This is a genomic window from Aeromonas sp. 96A (genome assembly GCF_051919165.1).
GTDB lineage: Bacteria > Pseudomonadota > Gammaproteobacteria > Enterobacterales > Aeromonadaceae > Aeromonas > Aeromonas veronii.
This window is the reverse complement of record NZ_JBQBFE010000001.1, coordinates 3,736,659-3,755,553: the sequence shown is the minus strand read 5'-3', so window position 1 is coordinate 3,755,553 and position 18,895 is coordinate 3,736,659. Positions and strand designations below refer to the sequence as shown.

The following is an 18,895-nucleotide window of genomic DNA, read 5'->3' as shown; positions in this document are numbered from 1 at the left end:
CCCAGTTAATTCTCGATCAGAGGTTGCAGCTTTTTATCGATTGCTTCCCTCGCCCGGAAGATACGGGATCTGACCGTACCCACTGGGCAATCCATGATTTCGGCAATCTCTTCGTAGCTCAGCCCTTCCAGTTCGCGAAGGGTGATAGCTGTCCTCAGGTCTTCCGGCAATGCCTCAATGGCTGAAAACACGGTGCGTTTGATCTCGTCAGTCAGCGCCAGGTTTTCGGGGGTTGAGACCTCTTGCAAGGCTTCACCACCACCATAAGACTCCGCTTCGTCAGCCTCCACATCACTGCTGGGCGGCCTGCGCCCCTGGGAGGTGAGATAATTCTTCGCCGTGTTCACGGCAATTCGGTACAACCAGGTGTAAAAAGCACTTTCGCCACGGAATGTCGGCAATGCACGGTAGGCTTTTATAAAGGCCTCTTGCGCCACATCGGGCACATCACCGGGATTGTTGACATACCTGGCAACCAGGTTGACCACCTTATGCTGGTATTTTTTTACCAACAGGTTGAAAGCTGCTTTATCGCCGCGCTGGACCCGTTCAACCAGCTGTTCGTCCAGTAGATTCTGGTCGCTCATCAGAGCCGTAAAACCCCCATCAGGTTATCGTTTTTCTTTTCCGGCCCTTCCTAAGCGCACAAGTTCAGACAGGGAGAATCAGAGAAAGTTCGCTTCAATTGAAAAAAATGTGATGCAGGCTGCATCCTCGCCCTCGCTTGGGCTACCATGGTGCCAGTTCTTAATCCAGGCCAATGATACTTATGAAAGCAAGTGTTGAATACCTTTGCGATGTACTGATCATTGGCAGCGGTGCCGCTGGTTTGTCCCTCGCGTTGCGATTGGCAGACCACGCCAAAGTCCTGGTTCTGAGCAAGGGGCCCATCAGTGAAGGGGCCACTTTCTATGCGCAAGGAGGCATCGCTGCCGTTTTCGACGAAACCGACAGCATCGAATCCCACGTGAGCGACACGCTCAACGCGGGCGCCGGGTTGTGTGACCCGGCAGTGGTCGAGTTCACCGCTCGCCACGCCCGCGAGTCCATCCAGTGGCTCATTCAGCAAGGGGTCCCCTTCGATCAGGAGGAGAACGCCGACGGTGAATCCCAGTACCACCTCACCCGCGAAGGGGGCCACAGCCATCGCCGCATCTTCCACGCGGCGGATGCCACCGGCAAGGCGGTGCAACTAACCCTGATCGATCAGGTGCGCGCCCACCCCAATATCCAGCTGATGGAGCGCTTCAACGCGGTCGACCTCATCACCACCCGCAAGCTCAACCTGCCGGGCAACAAGGTACTGGGGGCCTACGTCTGGAACCGCAACGCCGAGCAGGTCGAGGTGATCCGCGCCCGTTTCGTGGCACTGGCCACCGGCGGCGCCTCCAAGGTCTACCAGTACACCTCCAACCCGGATGTGAGCTCTGGCGATGGCATCGCGATGGCATGGCGGGCCGGCTGCCGGGTGGCGAACCTGGAGTTCAACCAGTTCCACCCCACCAGCCTGTTCCACCCGGACGATCCCAACTTCCTGCTGACCGAAGCACTGCGTGGCGAGGGGGCCTATCTGCGCCGCCCGGACGGCAGCCGCTTTATGCCGGAGTTTGACGAGCGGGCCGAGCTGGCGCCACGGGATATCGTCGCCCGCGCCATCGACCACGAGATGAAGCGGCTCGGGGCAGATTGCATGTATCTGGACATCAGCCACAAACCGGCCGACTTCATCATCAAGCACTTTCCGACCATTTATGAGCGCTGCCTCGCGGTCGGCATCGACATCACCAAGGAGCCGATGCCCATAGTGCCGGCCGCCCACTACACCTGTGGCGGCGTGATGATCGACAACAACGGCCAGACCGATATCCCCGGCCTCTACGCCATCGGCGAAGTGACCTACACCGGTCTGCACGGTGCCAACCGCATGGCCTCCAACTCCCTGCTGGAATGCGTAGTCTATGCCCATCAGGCGGGGGCCGATATTCTGGCCAAGCTGCCGATGAGCGTGGAGCCGCCGCGCCTGCCGGTGTGGGACGAGAGCAAGGTGGAAGACTCCGACGAACTGGTGGTGATCCAGCACAACTGGCACGAGCTGCGGTTGATGATGTGGGACTACGTGGGGATAGTGCGTACCAACAAACGCTTGGCCCGCGCCAAGCGCCGCATCGACCTGCTCAAGCAGGAGGTGCAGGAGTACTACGCCAACTTCCGCGTCTCCAATAACCTGCTGGAGCTGCGCAACCTGCTGCAGGTGGCCGAGCTTATCGTCAACTGCGCCCTGCAGCGCAAGGAGTCCCGCGGCCTGCACTACAACCTGGATCATCCGGATATGCTGCCGGACTCCAAGCCGACCGTACTGACCCCGGAGCGGGATTAATCCCCTTCCCGTAAAGCGTTGCAGCAACAAGTGACCCCGCCCCGGCGGGGTCACTTGTTTTCAACCGCTTTTCAACCACAAAAAGAGTGCCGCCAGCCACATGGCAGCAGCTTATCGCGATAAATCAGTGCATGGTCATCACGGAAAGCAGGTGTCAGCGTCGAGACGGCAGAAAGTGGATGGCTCGCGCCAGCAGGCGATAATGTTCGGGGGGAAGGGCGTCGGAGAAGATCCACAGTTGTCGTGGTGACACGGCGCCACTCTCTTGCTGCTCGGGACAAAGCACCAGCCTGAGCACGCCGGGCAGAATGCGGCTTTTCTTGTCAAGCTGATAGCGACGACCTTGCCACTGCAACCACTGACCATCCCAGACAAGCTCGAACGGGGGCTCGGCAAGCGCACGCCAGCTCAGCCAGAGCGCCGCCAGCCAGACGGGCAGCAACAGCGCCCACTGCCAACCGGCAATCAGGCCAGCCACCGGCCAAAGCAGCAACAGAAAGAGGGCCACCAGCAAATATTGCTGATGGCGGGAGGGGTGAACCTTCATGATCACCCGCTCCACGGTATTACCCCTGGCGGTCGTGGCGCGCCTGATTGCGCTCCAGGATCATCGGGATCATGGCGGCAAATGCGGGATCGGCAGGGACACCATGACCCATGCACCATTTGAACAGATCCGGATCGTCGCTCGCCAGCAGGCGGATAAAGGTCTGCTGATCGGCTTCGCTCAGGGAGTCGAACTCGTGTTCGAAAAAGGGCATAAAGATCACATCCAGCTCGAGCATACCGCGACGGCAGGCCCACTTCAGGCGGGATTTTTCAACTGGGCTCAACATGGCACTCTCCTTACAAAGACCGGGGGATGGTACCAGCTGGATTTTCCGGCTGACAAACATTAGTTACGTCTTTACCATGCAGCTCACATACTTTCTCTCTGGAATACCATCGTGAGCCTGCAACCACCTGTTTTTCCTGCCGAGCCGACCCGCTTCCCCCTGACCAAGCTGGCCATCACCCGTATCAGCGGCCAGGATCGCGCCAAATATCTGCAAGGTCAGGTCACCTGTGATGTCAACGCCCTGCAACCGGGGCAACAGACCCCGGGCGGCCACTGCGATCCCAAGGGCAAGCTGTGGAGCAATTTCCGCCTGCTCTGCCTCGACGACAGCGTGCTGCTGCTGACCAGCCCTTCAGTGCTGGAACGTCAGTTGCCGGAGCTGAAGAAATTTGCCGTCTTCTCCAAGGTCGAGATCGCCGCAGACGAACGCCACGCCACCGGGATCGCCGGTACGGGCAGCGATGGCTGGATCGCCGCGCAGTTCGGCCTTCTGCAGAGCGGTCTGATCGACGGCGGCATGGCGGTGAAGATTGAACAGGATCGCTGGCTGCTGGTGAGCAATCAGCAAGCCGACGCCCTGCCGCAAGGTGACGAGTCACTCTGGTGGGGGCTCGAGATCAAGGCGGGCCTGCCACACATGGAAGCTGTGCATCAGGGGGAGTTCATCCCGCAGATGCTCAACCTGCAGGCACTGGACGGCATCAGCTTCAACAAGGGCTGCTACATGGGGCAGGAGACGGTGGCCCGCGCCAAGTATCGCGGCGCCAACAACCGCGCCCTGTTCCTGCTGGCGGGCACTACCGGCGAGCCGGTTGCCAGCGGCGATACTCTGGAGCTGCAACTGGGTGACAACTGGCGCCGCAGCGGCATGGTGCTCAACGCCTGGCAACAGGCCGGGCAGGTGTGGCTCACTGCCGTACTGCCGAAAGATACCGAGGCTGACGCCCAATTCCGCCTCAAGCAGGACGAAGGCTCCCGCCTCACCCTGCAACCCCTGCCTTACGCCCTGACCGAGTAAGGTCGGCTAGCGAGGCACCCGCGCCAGCAGGGCCTCCTTCAGCCAGCGCCCCGCCTGCCCCAGCGGGCGGGCGCGATGCCACTGCAACTCCAGCGCCAGCGCGTGGCTAGCGATAAAGTCGGGCTCCAGCACCACCACTTCGCCCCGCTTCAGCGGCTGATGCAGCAGAAATTCCGGGATGGCGGACCAGCCAAGGCCCCGCTTGACCAGCTCCAGTACCCCGAGATCCCCCTCGACCCACCACACCTGAGCCGAGATGCGAAAACGCTGACGCTCGCTCCCTTCCCGTCTACCAGTCACCATCAGCTGGCGCGCCCCCTGCAGATCGACCTCCCGTAGCGGCTGCTTGCGGGCCAGCGGATGATCCGGTGACACCACCAGCGGCATGGTCACCTCCCCCAGCGAACGGGCGACAATCTCCCGCTGGGGATGCACCTTCTGGTAGCTGATGCCAAGCTGGGCCCGCCCAGTCACCAGCATCTCGGTCACATCCTCCATCAACGGGAAGAGCAGCTCCAGCTCCACGGTCGGGTAACGAGTGGCGAACTCCTCCAGCAGGGTGCCGAGCCAGGGGAGGTGGGAGTCATCGTCGATGGCCAGAGTGAGCCGCGTCTCCACCCCGGCCGCCAGCTCCCCGGCAATGGACTGCAACCGTTCACTCTGCGCCAGCAGGATCCCCGCCTCCTGCACCATGCGGGCCCCCGCCTCCGTCAGCTGCGGATAGCGGCCGCTGCGGTCAAACAGGGTGAGCGCCAGATCGATCTCCAGATTGGCGATGGCGCTGCTCACCACCGACTGCGCCTTGCCCAGCTTGCGGGCGGCAGCGGAAAACGAGCCGGTTTCGGCGGCCGCCAGTAAGATCCTCAGTTGTTCCAGTGATGGCGTCATCTTATGGCCCTCCGGCAAGCTCCCTCATCCATCTATTTTAGCGATGGATACCAACATGAATCTATCGCTAAAGTTCTATAGATTAACCAGCAATCCGTGAATAAATCTGATTGAGAGAGTGACTTATGCGTACCCGTAACGATCGCCTGCGCCATGCCATTGGCTTTGAATTTATTGGCCTGCTGATTGCCGCCCCGCTGGCCAGCTGGGTTACTGGGGTCGGGCTTAACCATATGGGCCCGCTGGCACTGTTCTTCTCGGTGCTGGCCACCGTCTGGAACTACATCTACAACATCGGGGTCGACAAGCTGCTGCTCAAATATCAGGGCCATACCCACAAAACCCTGTGGCAACGGGTGCTGCATACCTTCGGCTTTGAGGGCGGTCTGCTGATCGTCGCGCTGCCGGTCATGTCCTGGTGGCTGAGCGTCAGCCTGCTGGAGGCGCTGGTGCTGGATCTGGGCTTCGTCGTCTTCTACCTGATCTATGCCTTCGTCTACAACTGGGGCTATGACAAGGTGTTCCCCATCCCCCGCGAAGTGCCGCACGGCATGCCACAAGAGGCGCGCTAAGGCACGAATCCGTTGGATTGAAACCGAGAAATGAAGGGCAACAAGGAAAGACTACAGAAGAAACGACACGGCCCCATCATGGCAGACATGATGAGGCCGCAACAGGGATCAGCATGCTGGAGGCGCTGGTGCTGGATCTGGGCTTCGTCGTCTTCTATCTGATCTATGCCTTCGTCTACAACTGGGGCTATGACAAGGTGTTCCCCATCCCCCGCGAAGTGCCGCACGGCATGCCCCAAGAGGCGCGCTAAGGCACGAATCAGTTGGATTGAAACCGAGACGTGAAGGTCAACAAGGGAAGGCAACAGAAGAAACGAAACGACACGGCCCCACCATGGCAGACATGATGGGGCCGCAACAGGGATCAGCGCTGGCAGGCCGGCTGATTCAGAAGTAAGGATTCAGGCCTGCCCGTCGCTCAAGCCTGGGCCTTGAGCTCTTCGCCGCTCTCGTCGGCAGCGGCAGCCTCTTCAGGCTGGGCCTGAGCGGCCTGCAGCGCTTCCAGCTCGCTCTGATAATCGCTCAGGATCTGCTGGGCAACCGCCATATCTCCCTTGTGTTTGCGCTCGAACAGATGGTGCTGCACCACGCCGTTGAGATACTCCACCGTGATGGGCTGCTCCAGGGTGGCCATCAGCTCCTCTTTCTCCAGCTCGGCATTGATTTCATCGGCGGTCGTGCGCAGCAGCCCGGCCAATTGAACCAACATGCGGCGCTCACCTTCGCGCAGCAGGCTCAACATGCGGTTTCTCTGCTGCTCATTCTGTTGGGTCATACATTTCCTTACGTCAATTGGGAACAAGCTCGCTCATTCTGCCCTGTCCCCATGACAGCGTCTATCTCATGCCCCCCACAAATTTTTGGCGCTGGCTCACAAATGGCTACAGATGCTATTTGAAGCGGCTCTGGGGTATAGTAGCCGCTGATTTTCAGGCGCTTTTTTCACCTTCATCCGCAGAAAAGGATGACACGGCAAGGGCGCCTGCCCGGTTTACCCCAACGAGGTGAAGATCCGCTTTATGACCGACGCCATTGTGGTGCTCTGCACCTGCCCAGATCAAACCAGTGCCGACCTTCTCTGCGAACAGCTGCTGAACCAGCGGCTGGCCGCCTGCATTAATCAACTGCCGGGCATTACCTCCGTCTATCGTTGGCAAGGCAAAGTAGAGCGCGCCACCGAGATCCAGCTCATCATCAAATCCCGCCAGTCGCGCTTTGCCGAGCTGCAGGCATGTATTCAAGCCAATCACCCTTATGAGGTGCCCGAGCTGCTGGCCCTGCCGGTAAGTGCCGGACTACCCGCCTATCTCGACTGGCTCAATGGGGAGACCTCATGACATTCACTCGCTTGCTCTCTCCCCTGTTGCTGCTCTGTGCTCTGTTGACGACAGCGGCGGGCAGCGCCCCTGCCCACGCCAGCGGCGCCGATCTGCTCAGCTCGCTGGGCATTGAGGCCAATGCCAAACCCAAATTTTTGCAGGTCGATGAGGCCTTTCAGATCGAGAGCGAACAGCGCGGCGATCAGCTGCTGCTGACCCTCCACATCGCCGACGATTACTACCTCTATCGCCACAGCCTGCGCTTCAAGGGGAACAGTCTCACCTTCAGCGAGCCGACCCTGCCAGAAGGCACCGAGCACGAGGATGACTTCTTCGGCAAGACCCGGGTCTACTACCAGCAGGTGAGCATCGCGGTGCCGCTAAAGGAGGTAGGCGACGGCGCCACCCTGCGGGTGCGCTATCAGGGCTGTACCGACGGCCTCTGCTACCCGCCGACCGACAAGCTGATCGATGTGGCCCCGCTGGTCACGGCAACCACAGCGTCCACTGCTGATACGGCACAAAGCGTCGCACCGGTTAGCCAGCAAGATCAGCTGGCCGCAGCCCTCGGCAATCAGGGTTTCTGGCTCAGCATCGTCGCCTTCTTCGCGCTGGGGCTGGGGCTCGCCTTCACTCCCTGCGTCTTCCCCATGTACCCAATCCTGACCGGCATCATCGCCGGTGCTGGCCATCGCCTCTCTACCGGTCGCGCCTTCCTGCTCTCCTTTGTCTATGTGCAGGGGATGGCGGTCACCTACACCCTGCTGGGGCTGGTAGTGGCCTCGGCGGGCCTGAAATTCCAGGCGGCGCTGCAACACCCCTATGTGCTGATCGGCCTCTCGGTGATGTTCGTGCTGCTGGCCCTCTCCATGTTCGGGCTCTATACACTGCAACTGCCGAGCAGTTTGCAAACCCGTCTCTCCGGTCTCTCCAACCGCCAGCAGGGCGGCTCGGTAGTCGGGGTCGCCATCATGGGGATGATCTCCGGGCTGGTCTGCTCCCCCTGCACCACGGCACCGCTCTCGGGGGCGCTGATCTATGTGGCCCAGAGCGGCGATCTCTGGCTCGGCGGGGCGGCGCTCTATGCCCTCTCGCTCGGGATGGGGCTACCGCTGCTGCTGCTTGGCACCTCGGGTGGCAAGCTGCTGCCCAAAGCAGGCGCCTGGATGGATGTGATCAAGCAGCTGTTTGGTTTTGCCCTGCTGGCGGTGCCCATCCTGCTGCTGTCACGGCTCTGGAGCGATCAGATTGCCACTCTCGCCTGGCTTGGCTGGGGGCTGCTGCTGTGCGGCTATCTCTATCACCACAACCAGCACCAGCCCCACTCGGTGGCCAAAAGCGTGCGCGGCTTCGTGCTGTTGTTGGCGATGATTAGCGCCGTGGTGGTGGGCAAGGATCTGCTGCAACCGGCCAACCCTGCTGCCATCACGGCGGATGCCAATCAAACGGCGCCGCGGTTTATCCGCGTCAAGACGCTGGATGATCTCAAGGTGCAGCTTGCGCCGCCCGCGGCAAGCCGGTGCTGCTTGACCTCTACGCCGACTGGTGCGTCGCCTGCAAGGAGTTCGAGCACAAGACCTTCAGCGACCCGACGGTGAGGGCGCGCTTTGGCCAGATGGTGCTGCTGCAGGCGGATGTCACCGCCAACGACGATGCCGATATCGAGCTGCTCAACAGCCTCAACGTGCTGGGATTGCCGACCCTCATCTTCTTCGACCGCGAGGGCAAGGAGCTGACAGGGCAGCGGGTCACCGGTTTTATGGGGCCTATCCCCTTTGCCAAACATCTCGAGATGGTAAGTGATGCACACTGAGTTGCGTCGGCTGCAGACAAGCGATGCACCTGCCTTGCAGCGGCTGTTCGAGCAGGCCCCCTCCTATCAGGCGGCGGTGAGCAATAACCCTCTCTCTGCACAGGCAGGAGAAGAGGAACTGGTCGCCTGCCCACCCGGCCTGCCTCTCTCCGACAAACATCTCATCGGCCGCTGGGAGCAGGGAGTCACCGCTGTCATTGATCTGCTGCGCGGCTACCCCAATCCAGACACCGCCTATCTGGGTCTGTTACTGGTGGGGGAACCCTGGCAAGGGAGTGGCCGTGGTCAGTCGCTCTATCTTCACGCCTGCACGCTGGCAAGCTCATGGGGGGCTACCCGGCTTCGCCTGTCAGTGATTGCCAGCAATGAGAGTGCTCTATCCTTCTGGCTGCGCAGAGGCTTCACCGAGTGCTATCGCCGCGAGCTGGCTGGTTATCGGGCCGAGGCCATCGTGCTGGAACGTTCACTGGAACCGTGAGCCGAGGTTTGCCGCCGCGCATTCGCGTGGCACAATCGCCCCTCTCGTTTTGCACTTGTCCGGAGTTTTGATGAAAAAGTGGTTCATCCCCCTGCTAGCCCTCTGGCTTTATGGCTGCAGTGCAGGGCCCGGTGAAGAGGATATCCGCCAGCAGGTCACCGCCAAGCTGCTGGCCGAGACAGACGCCAACCTGTTCGATATCAGCGACTTCACCATCCTCGGCAAGGAGGAGCGGATGGAGGGGGTCTATCTGGTCAAGGTGAGTTACCAGCTCCACTTCAAGCAGGGGCTCGATCAGTTGCAGGTGTTGCACGACGAGGACCTGGTCTACGACCGGGTGGGCCCCTTCCAGCAGGAGATGGGGCTGATGGAGCTCGAGCGCAAATATGGCGAGTTCGAGGCGGGCCAGGTGCTGCCACAAGAGGCCGAGGTGTGGATGATGAAGGACGAACAGGGCTGGCGGCTGGCGGAACCGGCCCAATAAAGGGCTGCCCGCCCCTTACGCACTGCAACGACTGGACTGCTGTTGCCAACCAGCTCAAACCTGGGTATCGACCCGATACCCTTTTCGCTCGGCAGGTTCGCTCGGCAACTTGCTGGCCAACCCTGACAGCACCTCCTTGAGGGTGACCCCGCTCTCTACCGCACCACTGCTCTCCAGCAGCTTGGTCAGCTGGTTCTGCAAGGGGTTCACCGCTTCACTTTCGGCCCCTTGCTCGCTCTCTTTTCCCTGTCCGCCCTGCTGATCCAGCGTCTCCAGCAGGCGCTCCAGATCCCGCTTGAGCGGGTTTTCGCTGCTGTCGGCGATGGCGAGTTTGCGCTGTTCCTGCTCTTGCCGCTGTTGTTGCTGCAACGCCAGCTGTTGCTCCTGCTGCTGTTGCAAGGAGCCCATCATGGTGTTGATGAACGCTTCCAGCGAATCCCTGATTGAAGCACTGCTCCCGCCGCCATCCGCCCCTTTCGACGACAGCCCCAGCTCATCCAGCACGGCGCCAAGATCGCGCACCATCCGGCTGTCGCTGCCTGTCGATGACGAAGGCGTTGCCCTCTCCGGTGCCTGCACAGCGGAAGAACCCTGCCGTTGCGCCAGCGGGGTGAGCCCGCCTGACGCGACCACATTTATCTCCATCTTGGCCCTCCTCTCCCCGTCCTCGGCCCTTTCTCGGCAAATATTCCGGCAATCTGACAACCCCTTGCCCCTTGGCAGATAACCGCTCTCACACCTAAAAGATAGCGCCAATCGGACGAGATTGGCGCGAATGCATCTTTTGGTCTATCGGGCGGAACGATAGTGCTAACCCGCTATAAACAAGGGCTGGCAAGGGGGCTTAGTTCAGCCATCACTGCACAGGCTGACAATAGGGGTCAGAAGATATCCTTCATCCGGTGCCACAGCATACCCAGTGCCAACAGCGGGGAGCGCAGCGCCGGGCCGCCGGGGAAGGTGATATGGGGCACGCTGGCAAAGAGATCGAAACCCCGGCTTTTGCCGCGGATCGCCTCGGCCACCAGCTTGCCCGCCATATGGGTGGCGTTGAGGCCGTGGCCCGAGTAGGCCTGGGCGTAGAGCACGTTTGGGTATTCCTTCAAGCGGCCAATCTGCGGCAGCCGGTTGGCACCGATCCCGATCATGCCCCCCCACTGAAACTCGATGGCAGTGCCAGCCAGCTCGGGGAAGACTCGCAGCAGCTTGGGCAACATAAAGGCCTTGATATCGCGGGGATCCCGGCCGGAGTAGTTGCAGGCCCCGCCAAACAGCAGACGGCCATCGGCAGAGAGGCGGTAGTAGTCGAGGGCCACGTTCTGATCGCATACCGCCATGTTTTGCGGCAGCAGGCGCTGGCGCAAGCGGCGATCGAGCACCTCGGTGGCGAGAATGTAGGAACCGGCCGGCAGCACCCGCCCTCCCAGCTCCGGATTGAGGTCATTGAGATAGGCGTTGCAGCCGATCACCAGATAATCGGCGGTGACCCGGCCGTGGGCGGTGGTCACCTCCAGCTGCTTGCCATAGTCGATATGGGTCACTCGGGAGTGTTCAAACAGAGAGACCCCGAGGCTGGCGGCGGCGCGCGCCTCGCCTAGCGCCAGATTGAGGGGATGGAGATGGCCGGAGCCCATGTCGATAAGACCGCCGATATAGCGATCCGACCCCACCACTGTATGGATATCTTCCCGCGGTACCAGCTTCAACTCGTGCTCGTACCCCAGACTCGCCAGATGGTCGAGCTCCTCTTCGAAACCAGCCAGATGGCGCTGACGGGTGGCCAGATCGCAGTAGCCCCAGGTGAGGTCGCACTCGATATTGAAACGCTCGACCCGCTCGCGCACCAGCTGCACCGCCTCCAGCCCCATCAGATCCAGCTCGCGGACCCCATCCTCACCAATCCAGCGGGCGAACTGGCTGGTATCGTGGCCGATACCGCGAATAAGCTGACCGCCGTTGCGCCCAGAGGCGCCCCAGCCGATGCGGTTGGCCTCCAGCAAGGCCACCTTGTACCCGGCATCCGCCAGATTGATGGCGGTATTGAGACCGGTAAAACCGCCGCCGATGATGCAGACGTCAGCCTTGTGCTCCCCCTCCAGCTCGGGCCACTGTTGCGAGTCGTTGCGGGTGGCCGCGTAGTAGGAGGCGACGTGCTCCTGATATCCGTTGTGCTTTCCTGCCTGCATACTCAGCATCCTGCCTTGGTTGCAAATTGTTTAATAAAATAAGCAAAGTTATTTCGATAATACCCAGTTCCTCCTCCACTCACCAACCGGTGCGGATCACAGAAATGCAAAAGGCGCCCCGAAGGGCGCCTTTTCATGCAATCAAGGTGCTGTAACGAATTACAGTACGTCGATGGCGTTCAGGTCGGAGAATGCTTTCTCCAGACGAGCGATCATGGAAGTCTGACCTTCACGCAGCCATACGCGCGGATCGTAGTACTTCTTGTTCGGCTTGTCGGCGCCTTCCGGGTTGCCCAGCTGGCCTTGCAGGTAAGCTTCGTTCTTCTTGTAGAAGTTCAGCAGACCTTCCCAGGTTGCCCACTGGGTGTCGGTGTCGATGTTCATCTTCACTACGCCGTAGGAGATGGACTCGCGGATCTCTTCCAGAGTGGAACCTGAACCACCGTGGAATACGAAGTCCAGAGACTTGGCTGGAACGCCAAACTTCTCGGAAACGTACTTCTGGGAAGCGTCCAGGATGGACGGGGTCAGCTTGACGTTACCCGGCTTGTATACACCGTGTACGTTGCCGAAGGAGGCAGCGATGGTGAAACGCGGACTGATCTTGGACAGACGCTCGTAAGCGTAAGCAACATCTTCCGGCTGGGTGTACAGAGCGGACTGATCCATGTGGCTGTTGTCGACGCCGTCTTCTTCGCCACCGGTGCAACCCAGTTCCAGCTCCAGAGTCATGTTCATCTTGGCCATGCGGGTCAGGTACTCGCAGCAGATGTCGATGTTCTCTTCCAGAGACTCTTCGGACAGATCCAGCATGTGGGAGGAGAACAGCGGCTTGCCGGTTTCAGCAAAGTGCTTCTCGCCCGCTTCCAGCAGACCGTCGATCCACGGCAGCAGCTTCTTGGCAGCGTGGTCGGTGTGCAGGATTACCGGCACGCCGTAGGCTTCGGCAACAGCGTGAACGTGCTTGGCACCAGAGATGGCACCCAGGATGGCAGCTTTCTGACCTTCCAGCTTCAGACCCTTACCGGCGGTGAACACGGCACCACCGTTGGAGAACTGAACGATAACCGGCGCTTTAACCTTGGCGGCAGCTTCCAGTACGGCGTTCACGGAGTCGGTACCAACGCAGTTTACGGCCGGCAGAGCAAAGCCGTTCTCTTTAGCGATGGCGAACACTTTCTGAACGTCATCACCAGTGATCACGCCGGGTTTTACGAAGTCGAAAATTTTCTTAGACATGTTTAATCGTCCTGTCTCGTATGCCGTTAATAAAAAATGGGGGGTTCATCATGAACCGGCACAGCGGGCACATGATAAACGAAACGGGAGGCTTTTGCCCCCCGTTCCGGGTCAATTAGGCTTTGGCGCGCTGTTCCAGAATCGCAACAGCCGGCAGTACCTTGCCTTCTACGAACTCCAGGAAGGCGCCGCCGCCAGTGGAGATGTAGGAGACTTTGTCAGCGATGCCGAACTTGTCGATAGCAGCCAGGGTGTCGCCACCGCCAGCGATGGAGAAGGCCGGAGAAGCAGCGATGGCTTCAGCGATAACCTTGGTGCCTTCAGCAAACTGGTCGAACTCGAACACACCGACCGGACCGTTCCACAGGATGGTCTTGGCGTTCATGATGATGTCAGCCAGGGCCTTGGCAGAATCCGGGCCGATGTCGAAGATCATGTCGCCGTCGGTCACGTCAGAGACGGACTTGATGGTCGCCGGAGTGGACTCGGAGAACTCGGCACCTACAACCACGTCGGTGGTCACAGGAATGTTGGTCTCGGCAGCCAGTTTCTTGGCGGTGTCGATCAGGTCGTGCTCGCACAGGGACTTGCCGACGTTGTGACCGGCAGCAGCGATGAAGGTGTTGGCGATGCCACCACCGACAACCAGCTGGTCAGCGATCTTGGAGAGGGATTCCAGAACGGTCAGCTTGGTGGAGACCTTGGAGCCGCCAACGATGGCAACCATCGGGCGCTCGGGCTTCAGCATGGCTTTGCCCAGCGCTTCCAGTTCACCCGCCAGCAGCGGACCGGCACACGCGACCGGAGCGAACTGGGCAACACCGTAGGTGGAACCTTCGGCGCGGTGAGCAGTACCGAACGCATCCATTACAAAGACGTCACACAGGGCGGCGTATTTTTTGGCCAGCTCTTCGGTGTTCTTCTTCTCGCCTTTGTTGAAGCGGCAGTTTTCCAGCACAACCAGCTCACCGGCAGCGACTTCTACGCCATCCAGGTAATCCTTGGCCAGGCGAACCGGGCAGGACAGAGCGTCTTTCAGATAGTTGACAACCGGAGCCAGGGAGAATTCTTCGTTGTATTCACCCTCGGTCGGACGACCCAGGTGGGAGGTGATCATCAGCTTGGCGCCCTTTTCCAGAGCCAGCTTGATGGTCGGCAGAGTCGCAACGATACGTGCATCGGAGGTGACCTTGCCGTCTTTTACCGGTACGTTCAGGTCAGCACGGATCAGAACGCGTTTACCCGCCAGATCCAGGTCAGTCATCTTGATAACAGACATATTCAGTCCTCTATATTTTCCAGGTAATGTTAAAAACAGTAACCTTTCGCCCGGGGCAGGCTCAGCCTGCGGCCATCATGGCCCGGGTGGTATCCAGCATCCGGTTCGCGAAGCCCCATTCGTTATCGCACCACATCAACATCTTGACGAGGTTGGCATCGCTCACCCGGGTCTGGGTACCATCAATGATGCAGGAGTGTGCATCATGATTGAAGTCTACGGAGACCAGCGGTTCTTCCGTGTAATCCAGAATACCGTGTAATGTACCTCTGGATGCCCGTTGCAGGGCTTGATTTACGTCAGTAACTGTCACTTTTTTACGAACAGTAATACTGAGATCCATCGCTGTTACATTGATGGTCGGCACCCGCACCGCGATCGCCTCGAACTTGCCGGCGAAGTGGGGCAGGATACGCTCCAGCCCCTTTGCCAGCTTGGTGTCCACCGGAATGATGGACTGACTGGCAGCACGGGTTCGGCGCAAGTCACTGTGGTAGGCATCGATGACTTGCTGATCATGCATGGCCGAATGAATTGTCGTAATAGTACCACAATTTATCTCGAATTCTCGATGCAATGTTTCAATCACCGGCACCACGCAGTTGGTAGTACAGGAGGCGTTGGAGACGATCCGCTCCGCTCCGGTGAGGGTATGATGGTTGACCCCGTAGACCACGGTGGCATCCACATCCGCATCCGCCGGGTGGGAGAAGAGTACCTTGCCCGCCCCCGCCGCCAGATGCAGCTCGGCATCGGCCCGCGAGCCAAACACCCCGGTGCAATCGAGCACCACATCCACCCCCAGCGCCCGCCACGGCAGCTTTGACGGATCCCGCTCGGCAAACAGGGAGATGAGATCCTCCCCCACCAGCATGCTGTTGCCCGCCAGTTGCACCGGATGGTGGAAGCGACCGTGACTGGTATCGTAACGGGTCAGGTGCACCATGGCCTCGGGGGCCGCCAGCTCGTTGATGGCGACGATCTTGATGGTCTTGTCGCGCCCGCTTTCATAGAGGGCTCGCAACACGTTGCGACCGATCCGCCCGTAACCATTGATGGCAATCTTGATCATCGAGAATCCGTTTCCTTGAACCAGCAACAGGGCGGCACACCGGCCGCCCGGGAGCCCCGGCTACGACAGCAGGGCCTCCTTGAATTCACCGCGGGCCAGCAGTGCGGCCCCGAATACCCCGGCACTGTCACCAAGGGCAGGAGCAATAATGGGGGCTCTGAAGCGGGGATTAAAGAGGAAGGGCAAAATTGTCTGCCGTCCGGCGCTGTAAAGGCTCTGCACATTGCCCACCCCGCCACCGATGACAATAACATCCGGGTCGAGAATATTGACCACATTGGCCAGCGCCTGACCAAACAGCAGATGCAGCCGATCGATGGTGAGCTTGGCGATGTGATCGTGGGCGGTGGCAGCCGCGATTTGGGCAAGCGAGAGGCGGCGCTTGGCCTTGGCCTCGTACCAGGCCTCCAGCGCCGGACCGCTGATCAGGGTCTCGACGCAGCCACGCTTGCCGCAGTAGCACTCGGGGCCATCAGGGGAAAGCACATTGTGGCCCCACTCACCGGCGATGCCGTGGTGGCCGTTGAGGATCTGGCCGTTGATGACGATGCCGGAGCCGACCCCGGTGCCCATGATGATGCCGAACACCACTTTCGCATCGGGATGGTGCTGGCGCACTGCACCGAGATGGGTTTCTGCCAGCGCGAAGCAGTTGGCGTCGTTGGCGATCAGCACCGGCACGCCCAGCTTGCGCTCCAGATCCTCCTTGAACGGCTTGCCGTTGAGCTCGGTGGTGTTGCAGTTCTTCATCAGGCCGGTCTGCGGATCCCGCGCCCCCGGGGTGCCCATGCCGATGATGGCCGGGCGCTGGCCAATCTTCTCGGCGCACTCTGCCACCAGCTTGGCGATCTGGCCGATCATATGGTCATAACCGCCAGCCCGCTCGGTGGAGATGCGGTGGCGCAGCAGCACCTCGTCGCCCTCCAGCACCACGCATTCACACTTGGTACCGCCAAGATCGATACCCCAATCCAGTGACTTGCTGCTCATCTTGCCTCCTGCACGGGCGCCACGCTCTCGTGTCGCAGCGCCATTCTTTAATGTAAAACGGGGCCTTGCGGCCCCGGATTTCAAACAAACTATTCTTTTCTCGCCCCAGCCTTAGCGACCGTGGTACTGGGCGGAGAGCTCGTGTACCGCGTTGACGAACACACCGGCATGTTCCGGGTTCACATCCTGATGGATGCCGTGACCGAGGTTGAATACGTGACCATTGCCGTGACCGAAACCGGCCAGAATGGAGGCGACCTCTTCACGAATGCGAGCGGGAGTGGCGTAGAGCATGGAGGGATCCATGTTGCCCTGCAGCGCCACCTTGTCGCCGACCCGACGCTTGGCATCGGCAATGTCGGTGGTCCAGTCCAGACCCAGCGCATCGCAACCGGTGGCGGCGATCTGCTCCAGCCACTGGCCACCGTTCTTGGTGAACAGGGTGACCGGCACGCGGCGACCGTCGTGCTCGCGGATCAGGCCATCGACAATCTTGTGCATGTACTGCAGGGAGAAATCGCGGTAATCGCGCGGGGTGAGCACGCCGCCCCAGGTGTCGAACACCATGACCGCCTGTGCACCCGCCTTGATCTGGGCGTTGAGGTAGGCAATCACGCTGTCGGCCAGCTTGTCGAGCAGCAGGTGCAGGGTTTGCGGCTCTGCGTACATCATCTGCTTGATCTTGGTGAATGCCTTGGAGCTGCCCCCCTCCACCATGTAGGTGGCCAGGGTCCATGGGCTGCCGGAGAAACCGATGAGCGGCACTTCGCCCTTCAGCTCGCGGCGGATGGTGCGCACCGCGTTCATCACGTAGCCCAGCTCATCTTCCGGATCCGGAATGGGCAGCGCCTGCACATCGGCCATGGAGGTGATCGGGCGCTCGAAGCGCGGGCCTTCACCCTGCTCGAAGTAGAGACCCAGCCCCATGGCATCGGGCACGGTCAGGATGTCGGAGAAGAGGATGGCGGCATCGAGCGGGTAGCGGCGCAGCGGCTGCAGGGTGACTTCACAGGCCAGCTCGGCATTGCGGCACAGGGACATGAAATCCCCCGCCTGGGCGCGAGTCGCCTTGTATTCCGGCAGATAGCGCCCTGCCTGGCGCATCATCCATACCGGGGTCATGTCTACATCCTGACGCAGCAGGGCGCGCAGGTATCGATCGTTCTTCAGCTCTTTCATCCCAGTTCCTGAGTTCGTATCACGCATAAAATGGCGACCATAATACCACTTTGCCCACCGGAGCGGACTGCCCAAAACGTGGCAAATGGGCGCGCGGTTGCAAAGATGTGAAGGGGCGCAAACCAGAGCGCCCCGTTTTTAAAATGAAGTGCAAAAAGGTTGGCGAAAAGATAAGCGCCGTTACCCCTCGCCAGCCAGTGACAACTCGATCAGCCGCCGGGCAATGGTGCCGTGGGGTGGCAAACGCGGCAGCTGGTCGGCGGCAAAGAAAGCGGCAGCGACCAGTTCGTCATCCTGCACCTTGATTTCGCCGCTCTCGTAGTCGGCGGTAAAGCCCATCATCAGGCTGTGAGGGAAGGGCCAGGGCTGGCTCGCCACATAGCGCACATTGCGCACCCGGATGCCGCTCTCCTCGAACACCTCCCGCGCTACGCACTGCTCAAGGTTCTCTCCCGCCTCCACAAACCCGGCCAGCACGGTATACATGGGATCATCCGCCTGATAGTGACGGCGATGGGCCGCCAAGAGGATCTCCGGCCCCTTGCGCACCGCCACGATAATGCAGGGGGAGATGCGCGGATAGGCCGTGTGGCCGTGGTGGCACACCTGCTCCCACTCCCCCGCCTTCGGGGTCATGGGGGCGCCGCACTCGCCGCAGAAACGGTGGGTGCGGCGGAAGGTAACGAGCTGCCAGGCACGGCCCGCGAGACGAAAGCCCTCTTCGTCCCCCGCCACCATCAACTGGCGCAGGGGGGCCATCATAGTCGTGTCGGCCTCAGCCCCCAGATCGAGCAGATAGCAGGGTAGCCCCTGCCACTCGTCGAAACGCTCGAAATGGGCACCGGCCAGCGCTGCGGGCAGGCACGCTTTACTACCCTGTGGCACCTCTCCCTGCTGATCGAGCAGTACCAGATGATCGCCCCCCAGCACGAACCAGCGGGCTTGTTCGGTTAATGACATCAGATAAACACTCTCGTTAAAACAAAACCCTGGCTACGGCGGGCCCGCCAAGGGGCAAACGCCACGCGAATGGCTCCCATCTTACGACCAGCACGGGTCGCTGACGACCCCGCCGTGGCCGATTGTCCCATTCGTAAAAAACGGATGGTGCAAATAAAGAGGCCGCCCGAAGGCGGCCCGTTGTTATCCGGTATCCCGTATCC

At 60.5% G+C, this 18,895-nt stretch carries 19 protein-coding genes and 2 pseudogenes; 8 read left to right on the top strand and 13 right to left on the bottom strand.

Going from position 1 to position 18,895, the window contains the following annotated elements:
- Nucleotides 1-5: 5 nt before the first annotated feature.
- Nucleotides 6-587 (bottom strand): RNA polymerase sigma factor RpoE, encoded by a 582-nt coding sequence (gene rpoE / locus ACTG2W_RS17505; protein ID WP_005335411.1) that lies wholly within the window; start codon nt 585-587, stop codon nt 6-8.
- Between the two features lie 182 nt (nt 588-769).
- Here rpoE and nadB point away from each other — a divergent pair, with 182 nt between their 5' ends.
- On the top strand, nt 770-2,377 hold the full coding sequence (gene nadB / locus ACTG2W_RS17500) for an L-aspartate oxidase (RefSeq protein ID WP_005335413.1): 1,608 nt from the start codon (nt 770-772) through the stop codon (nt 2,375-2,377).
- 154 nt (nt 2,378-2,531) lie between these two features.
- Here nadB and ACTG2W_RS17495 read toward each other — a convergent pair whose 3' ends face one another.
- A complete protein-coding gene (locus ACTG2W_RS17495) occupies nt 2,532-2,924 on the bottom strand; it encodes a protein YgfX (RefSeq protein ID WP_440016435.1) in 393 nt (130 codons plus the stop codon).
- Between the two features lie 19 nt (nt 2,925-2,943).
- Nucleotides 2,944-3,213, bottom strand: a complete 270-nt coding sequence (locus ACTG2W_RS17490; RefSeq protein WP_005335417.1) for an FAD assembly factor SdhE — start codon at nt 3,211-3,213, stop codon at nt 2,944-2,946.
- A gap of 111 nt (nt 3,214-3,324) precedes the next feature.
- Between ACTG2W_RS17490 and ygfZ the strand changes: the two genes are divergently transcribed.
- On the top strand, nt 3,325-4,233 hold the full coding sequence (gene ygfZ, locus ACTG2W_RS17485; protein WP_440016434.1) for a tRNA-modifying protein YgfZ: 909 nt from the start codon (nt 3,325-3,327) through the stop codon (nt 4,231-4,233).
- A 6-nt stretch (nt 4,234-4,239) separates the two neighbouring features.
- Here ygfZ and ACTG2W_RS17480 read toward each other — a convergent pair whose 3' ends face one another.
- On the bottom strand, nt 4,240-5,121 hold the full coding sequence (locus tag ACTG2W_RS17480; RefSeq protein WP_042080104.1) for a LysR family transcriptional regulator: 882 nt from the start codon (nt 5,119-5,121) through the stop codon (nt 4,240-4,242).
- A gap of 125 nt (nt 5,122-5,246) precedes the next feature.
- Here ACTG2W_RS17480 and ACTG2W_RS17475 point away from each other — a divergent pair, with 125 nt between their 5' ends.
- Together ACTG2W_RS17475 and ACTG2W_RS17470 are read left to right on the top strand one after the other, a co-directional pair.
- Nucleotides 5,247-5,693 (top strand): PACE efflux transporter, encoded by a 447-nt coding sequence (locus ACTG2W_RS17475; protein WP_047436069.1) that lies wholly within the window; start codon nt 5,247-5,249, stop codon nt 5,691-5,693.
- Nucleotides 5,694-5,800: 107 nt separating this feature from the next.
- Nucleotides 5,801-5,944: pseudogene (locus ACTG2W_RS17470) on the top strand (chlorhexidine efflux transporter); the annotation flags it as partial.
- A 167-nt stretch (nt 5,945-6,111) separates the two neighbouring features.
- Here the strand turns inward: ACTG2W_RS17470 and ACTG2W_RS17465 are convergent.
- The gene (locus ACTG2W_RS17465) at nt 6,112-6,468 is read right to left on the bottom strand and encodes a hypothetical protein (protein WP_005362699.1); all 357 of its coding nucleotides are present in this window, start codon (nt 6,466-6,468) and stop codon (nt 6,112-6,114) included.
- Between the two features lie 244 nt (nt 6,469-6,712).
- Here ACTG2W_RS17465 and cutA point away from each other — a divergent pair, with 244 nt between their 5' ends.
- The 4 genes and pseudogenes from cutA (at nt 6,713) to ACTG2W_RS17445 (ending at nt 9,787) form a co-directional block, all read left to right on the top strand.
- Nucleotides 6,713-7,030, top strand: coding sequence for a divalent-cation tolerance protein CutA (cutA, locus tag ACTG2W_RS17460; protein WP_058056979.1), 318 nt, complete (start codon nt 6,713-6,715; stop codon nt 7,028-7,030).
- Nucleotides 7,027-8,825 (top strand): annotated as a pseudogene (locus ACTG2W_RS17455) (protein-disulfide reductase DsbD). Before cutA ends, ACTG2W_RS17455 begins: the two are co-directional and overlap by 4 nt.
- On the top strand, nt 8,815-9,303 hold the full coding sequence (locus ACTG2W_RS17450; protein WP_440016433.1) for a GNAT family N-acetyltransferase: 489 nt from the start codon (nt 8,815-8,817) through the stop codon (nt 9,301-9,303). The pseudogene ACTG2W_RS17455 and the gene ACTG2W_RS17450 overlap by 11 nt, the downstream one beginning before the upstream one ends.
- A 70-nt stretch (nt 9,304-9,373) precedes the next feature.
- Nucleotides 9,374-9,787, top strand: coding sequence for a hypothetical protein (locus ACTG2W_RS17445; protein ID WP_042080037.1), 414 nt, complete (start codon nt 9,374-9,376; stop codon nt 9,785-9,787).
- Between the two features lie 54 nt (nt 9,788-9,841).
- On the opposite strand, the gene ACTG2W_RS17440 is transcribed toward ACTG2W_RS17445, so the two are convergent.
- The 8 genes from ACTG2W_RS17440 to nudC all read right to left on the bottom strand — a co-directional run bounded on the left by ACTG2W_RS17440 (nt 9,842) and on the right by nudC (nt 18,692).
- Nucleotides 9,842-10,432, bottom strand: a complete 591-nt coding sequence (locus ACTG2W_RS17440; RefSeq protein ID WP_274161539.1) for a hypothetical protein — start codon at nt 10,430-10,432, stop codon at nt 9,842-9,844.
- A 236-nt stretch (nt 10,433-10,668) separates the two neighbouring features.
- Nucleotides 10,669-11,973, bottom strand: coding sequence for an NAD(P)/FAD-dependent oxidoreductase (locus tag ACTG2W_RS17435; protein WP_440016432.1), 1,305 nt, complete (start codon nt 11,971-11,973; stop codon nt 10,669-10,671).
- 159 nt (nt 11,974-12,132) lie between these two features.
- The gene (fbaA, locus tag ACTG2W_RS17430) at nt 12,133-13,212 is read right to left on the bottom strand and encodes a class II fructose-bisphosphate aldolase (protein WP_005340963.1); all 1,080 of its coding nucleotides are present in this window, start codon (nt 13,210-13,212) and stop codon (nt 12,133-12,135) included.
- Nucleotides 13,213-13,327: 115 nt separating this feature from the next.
- A complete protein-coding gene (locus ACTG2W_RS17425; RefSeq protein WP_005335436.1) occupies nt 13,328-14,491 on the bottom strand; it encodes a phosphoglycerate kinase in 1,164 nt (387 codons plus the stop codon).
- Nucleotides 14,492-14,552: 61 nt separating this feature from the next.
- Complete coding sequence (gene epd, locus ACTG2W_RS17420; protein WP_005335438.1) at nt 14,553-15,563, bottom strand: erythrose-4-phosphate dehydrogenase; 1,011 nt, start codon at nt 15,561-15,563, stop codon at nt 14,553-14,555.
- A gap of 60 nt (nt 15,564-15,623) precedes the next feature.
- Nucleotides 15,624-16,553, bottom strand: a complete 930-nt coding sequence (locus ACTG2W_RS17415) for an ROK family protein (RefSeq protein WP_274161537.1) — start codon at nt 16,551-16,553, stop codon at nt 15,624-15,626.
- Between the two features lie 111 nt (nt 16,554-16,664).
- Entirely contained in the window at nt 16,665-17,732 is a 1,068-nt protein-coding gene (gene hemE, locus ACTG2W_RS17410; RefSeq protein ID WP_005335440.1) for a uroporphyrinogen decarboxylase, read from the bottom strand.
- Nucleotides 17,733-17,912: 180 nt separating this feature from the next.
- On the bottom strand, nt 17,913-18,692 hold the full coding sequence (nudC, locus tag ACTG2W_RS17405) for an NAD(+) diphosphatase (protein WP_274161536.1): 780 nt from the start codon (nt 18,690-18,692) through the stop codon (nt 17,913-17,915).
- Nucleotides 18,693-18,895: the final 203 nt, after the last annotated feature.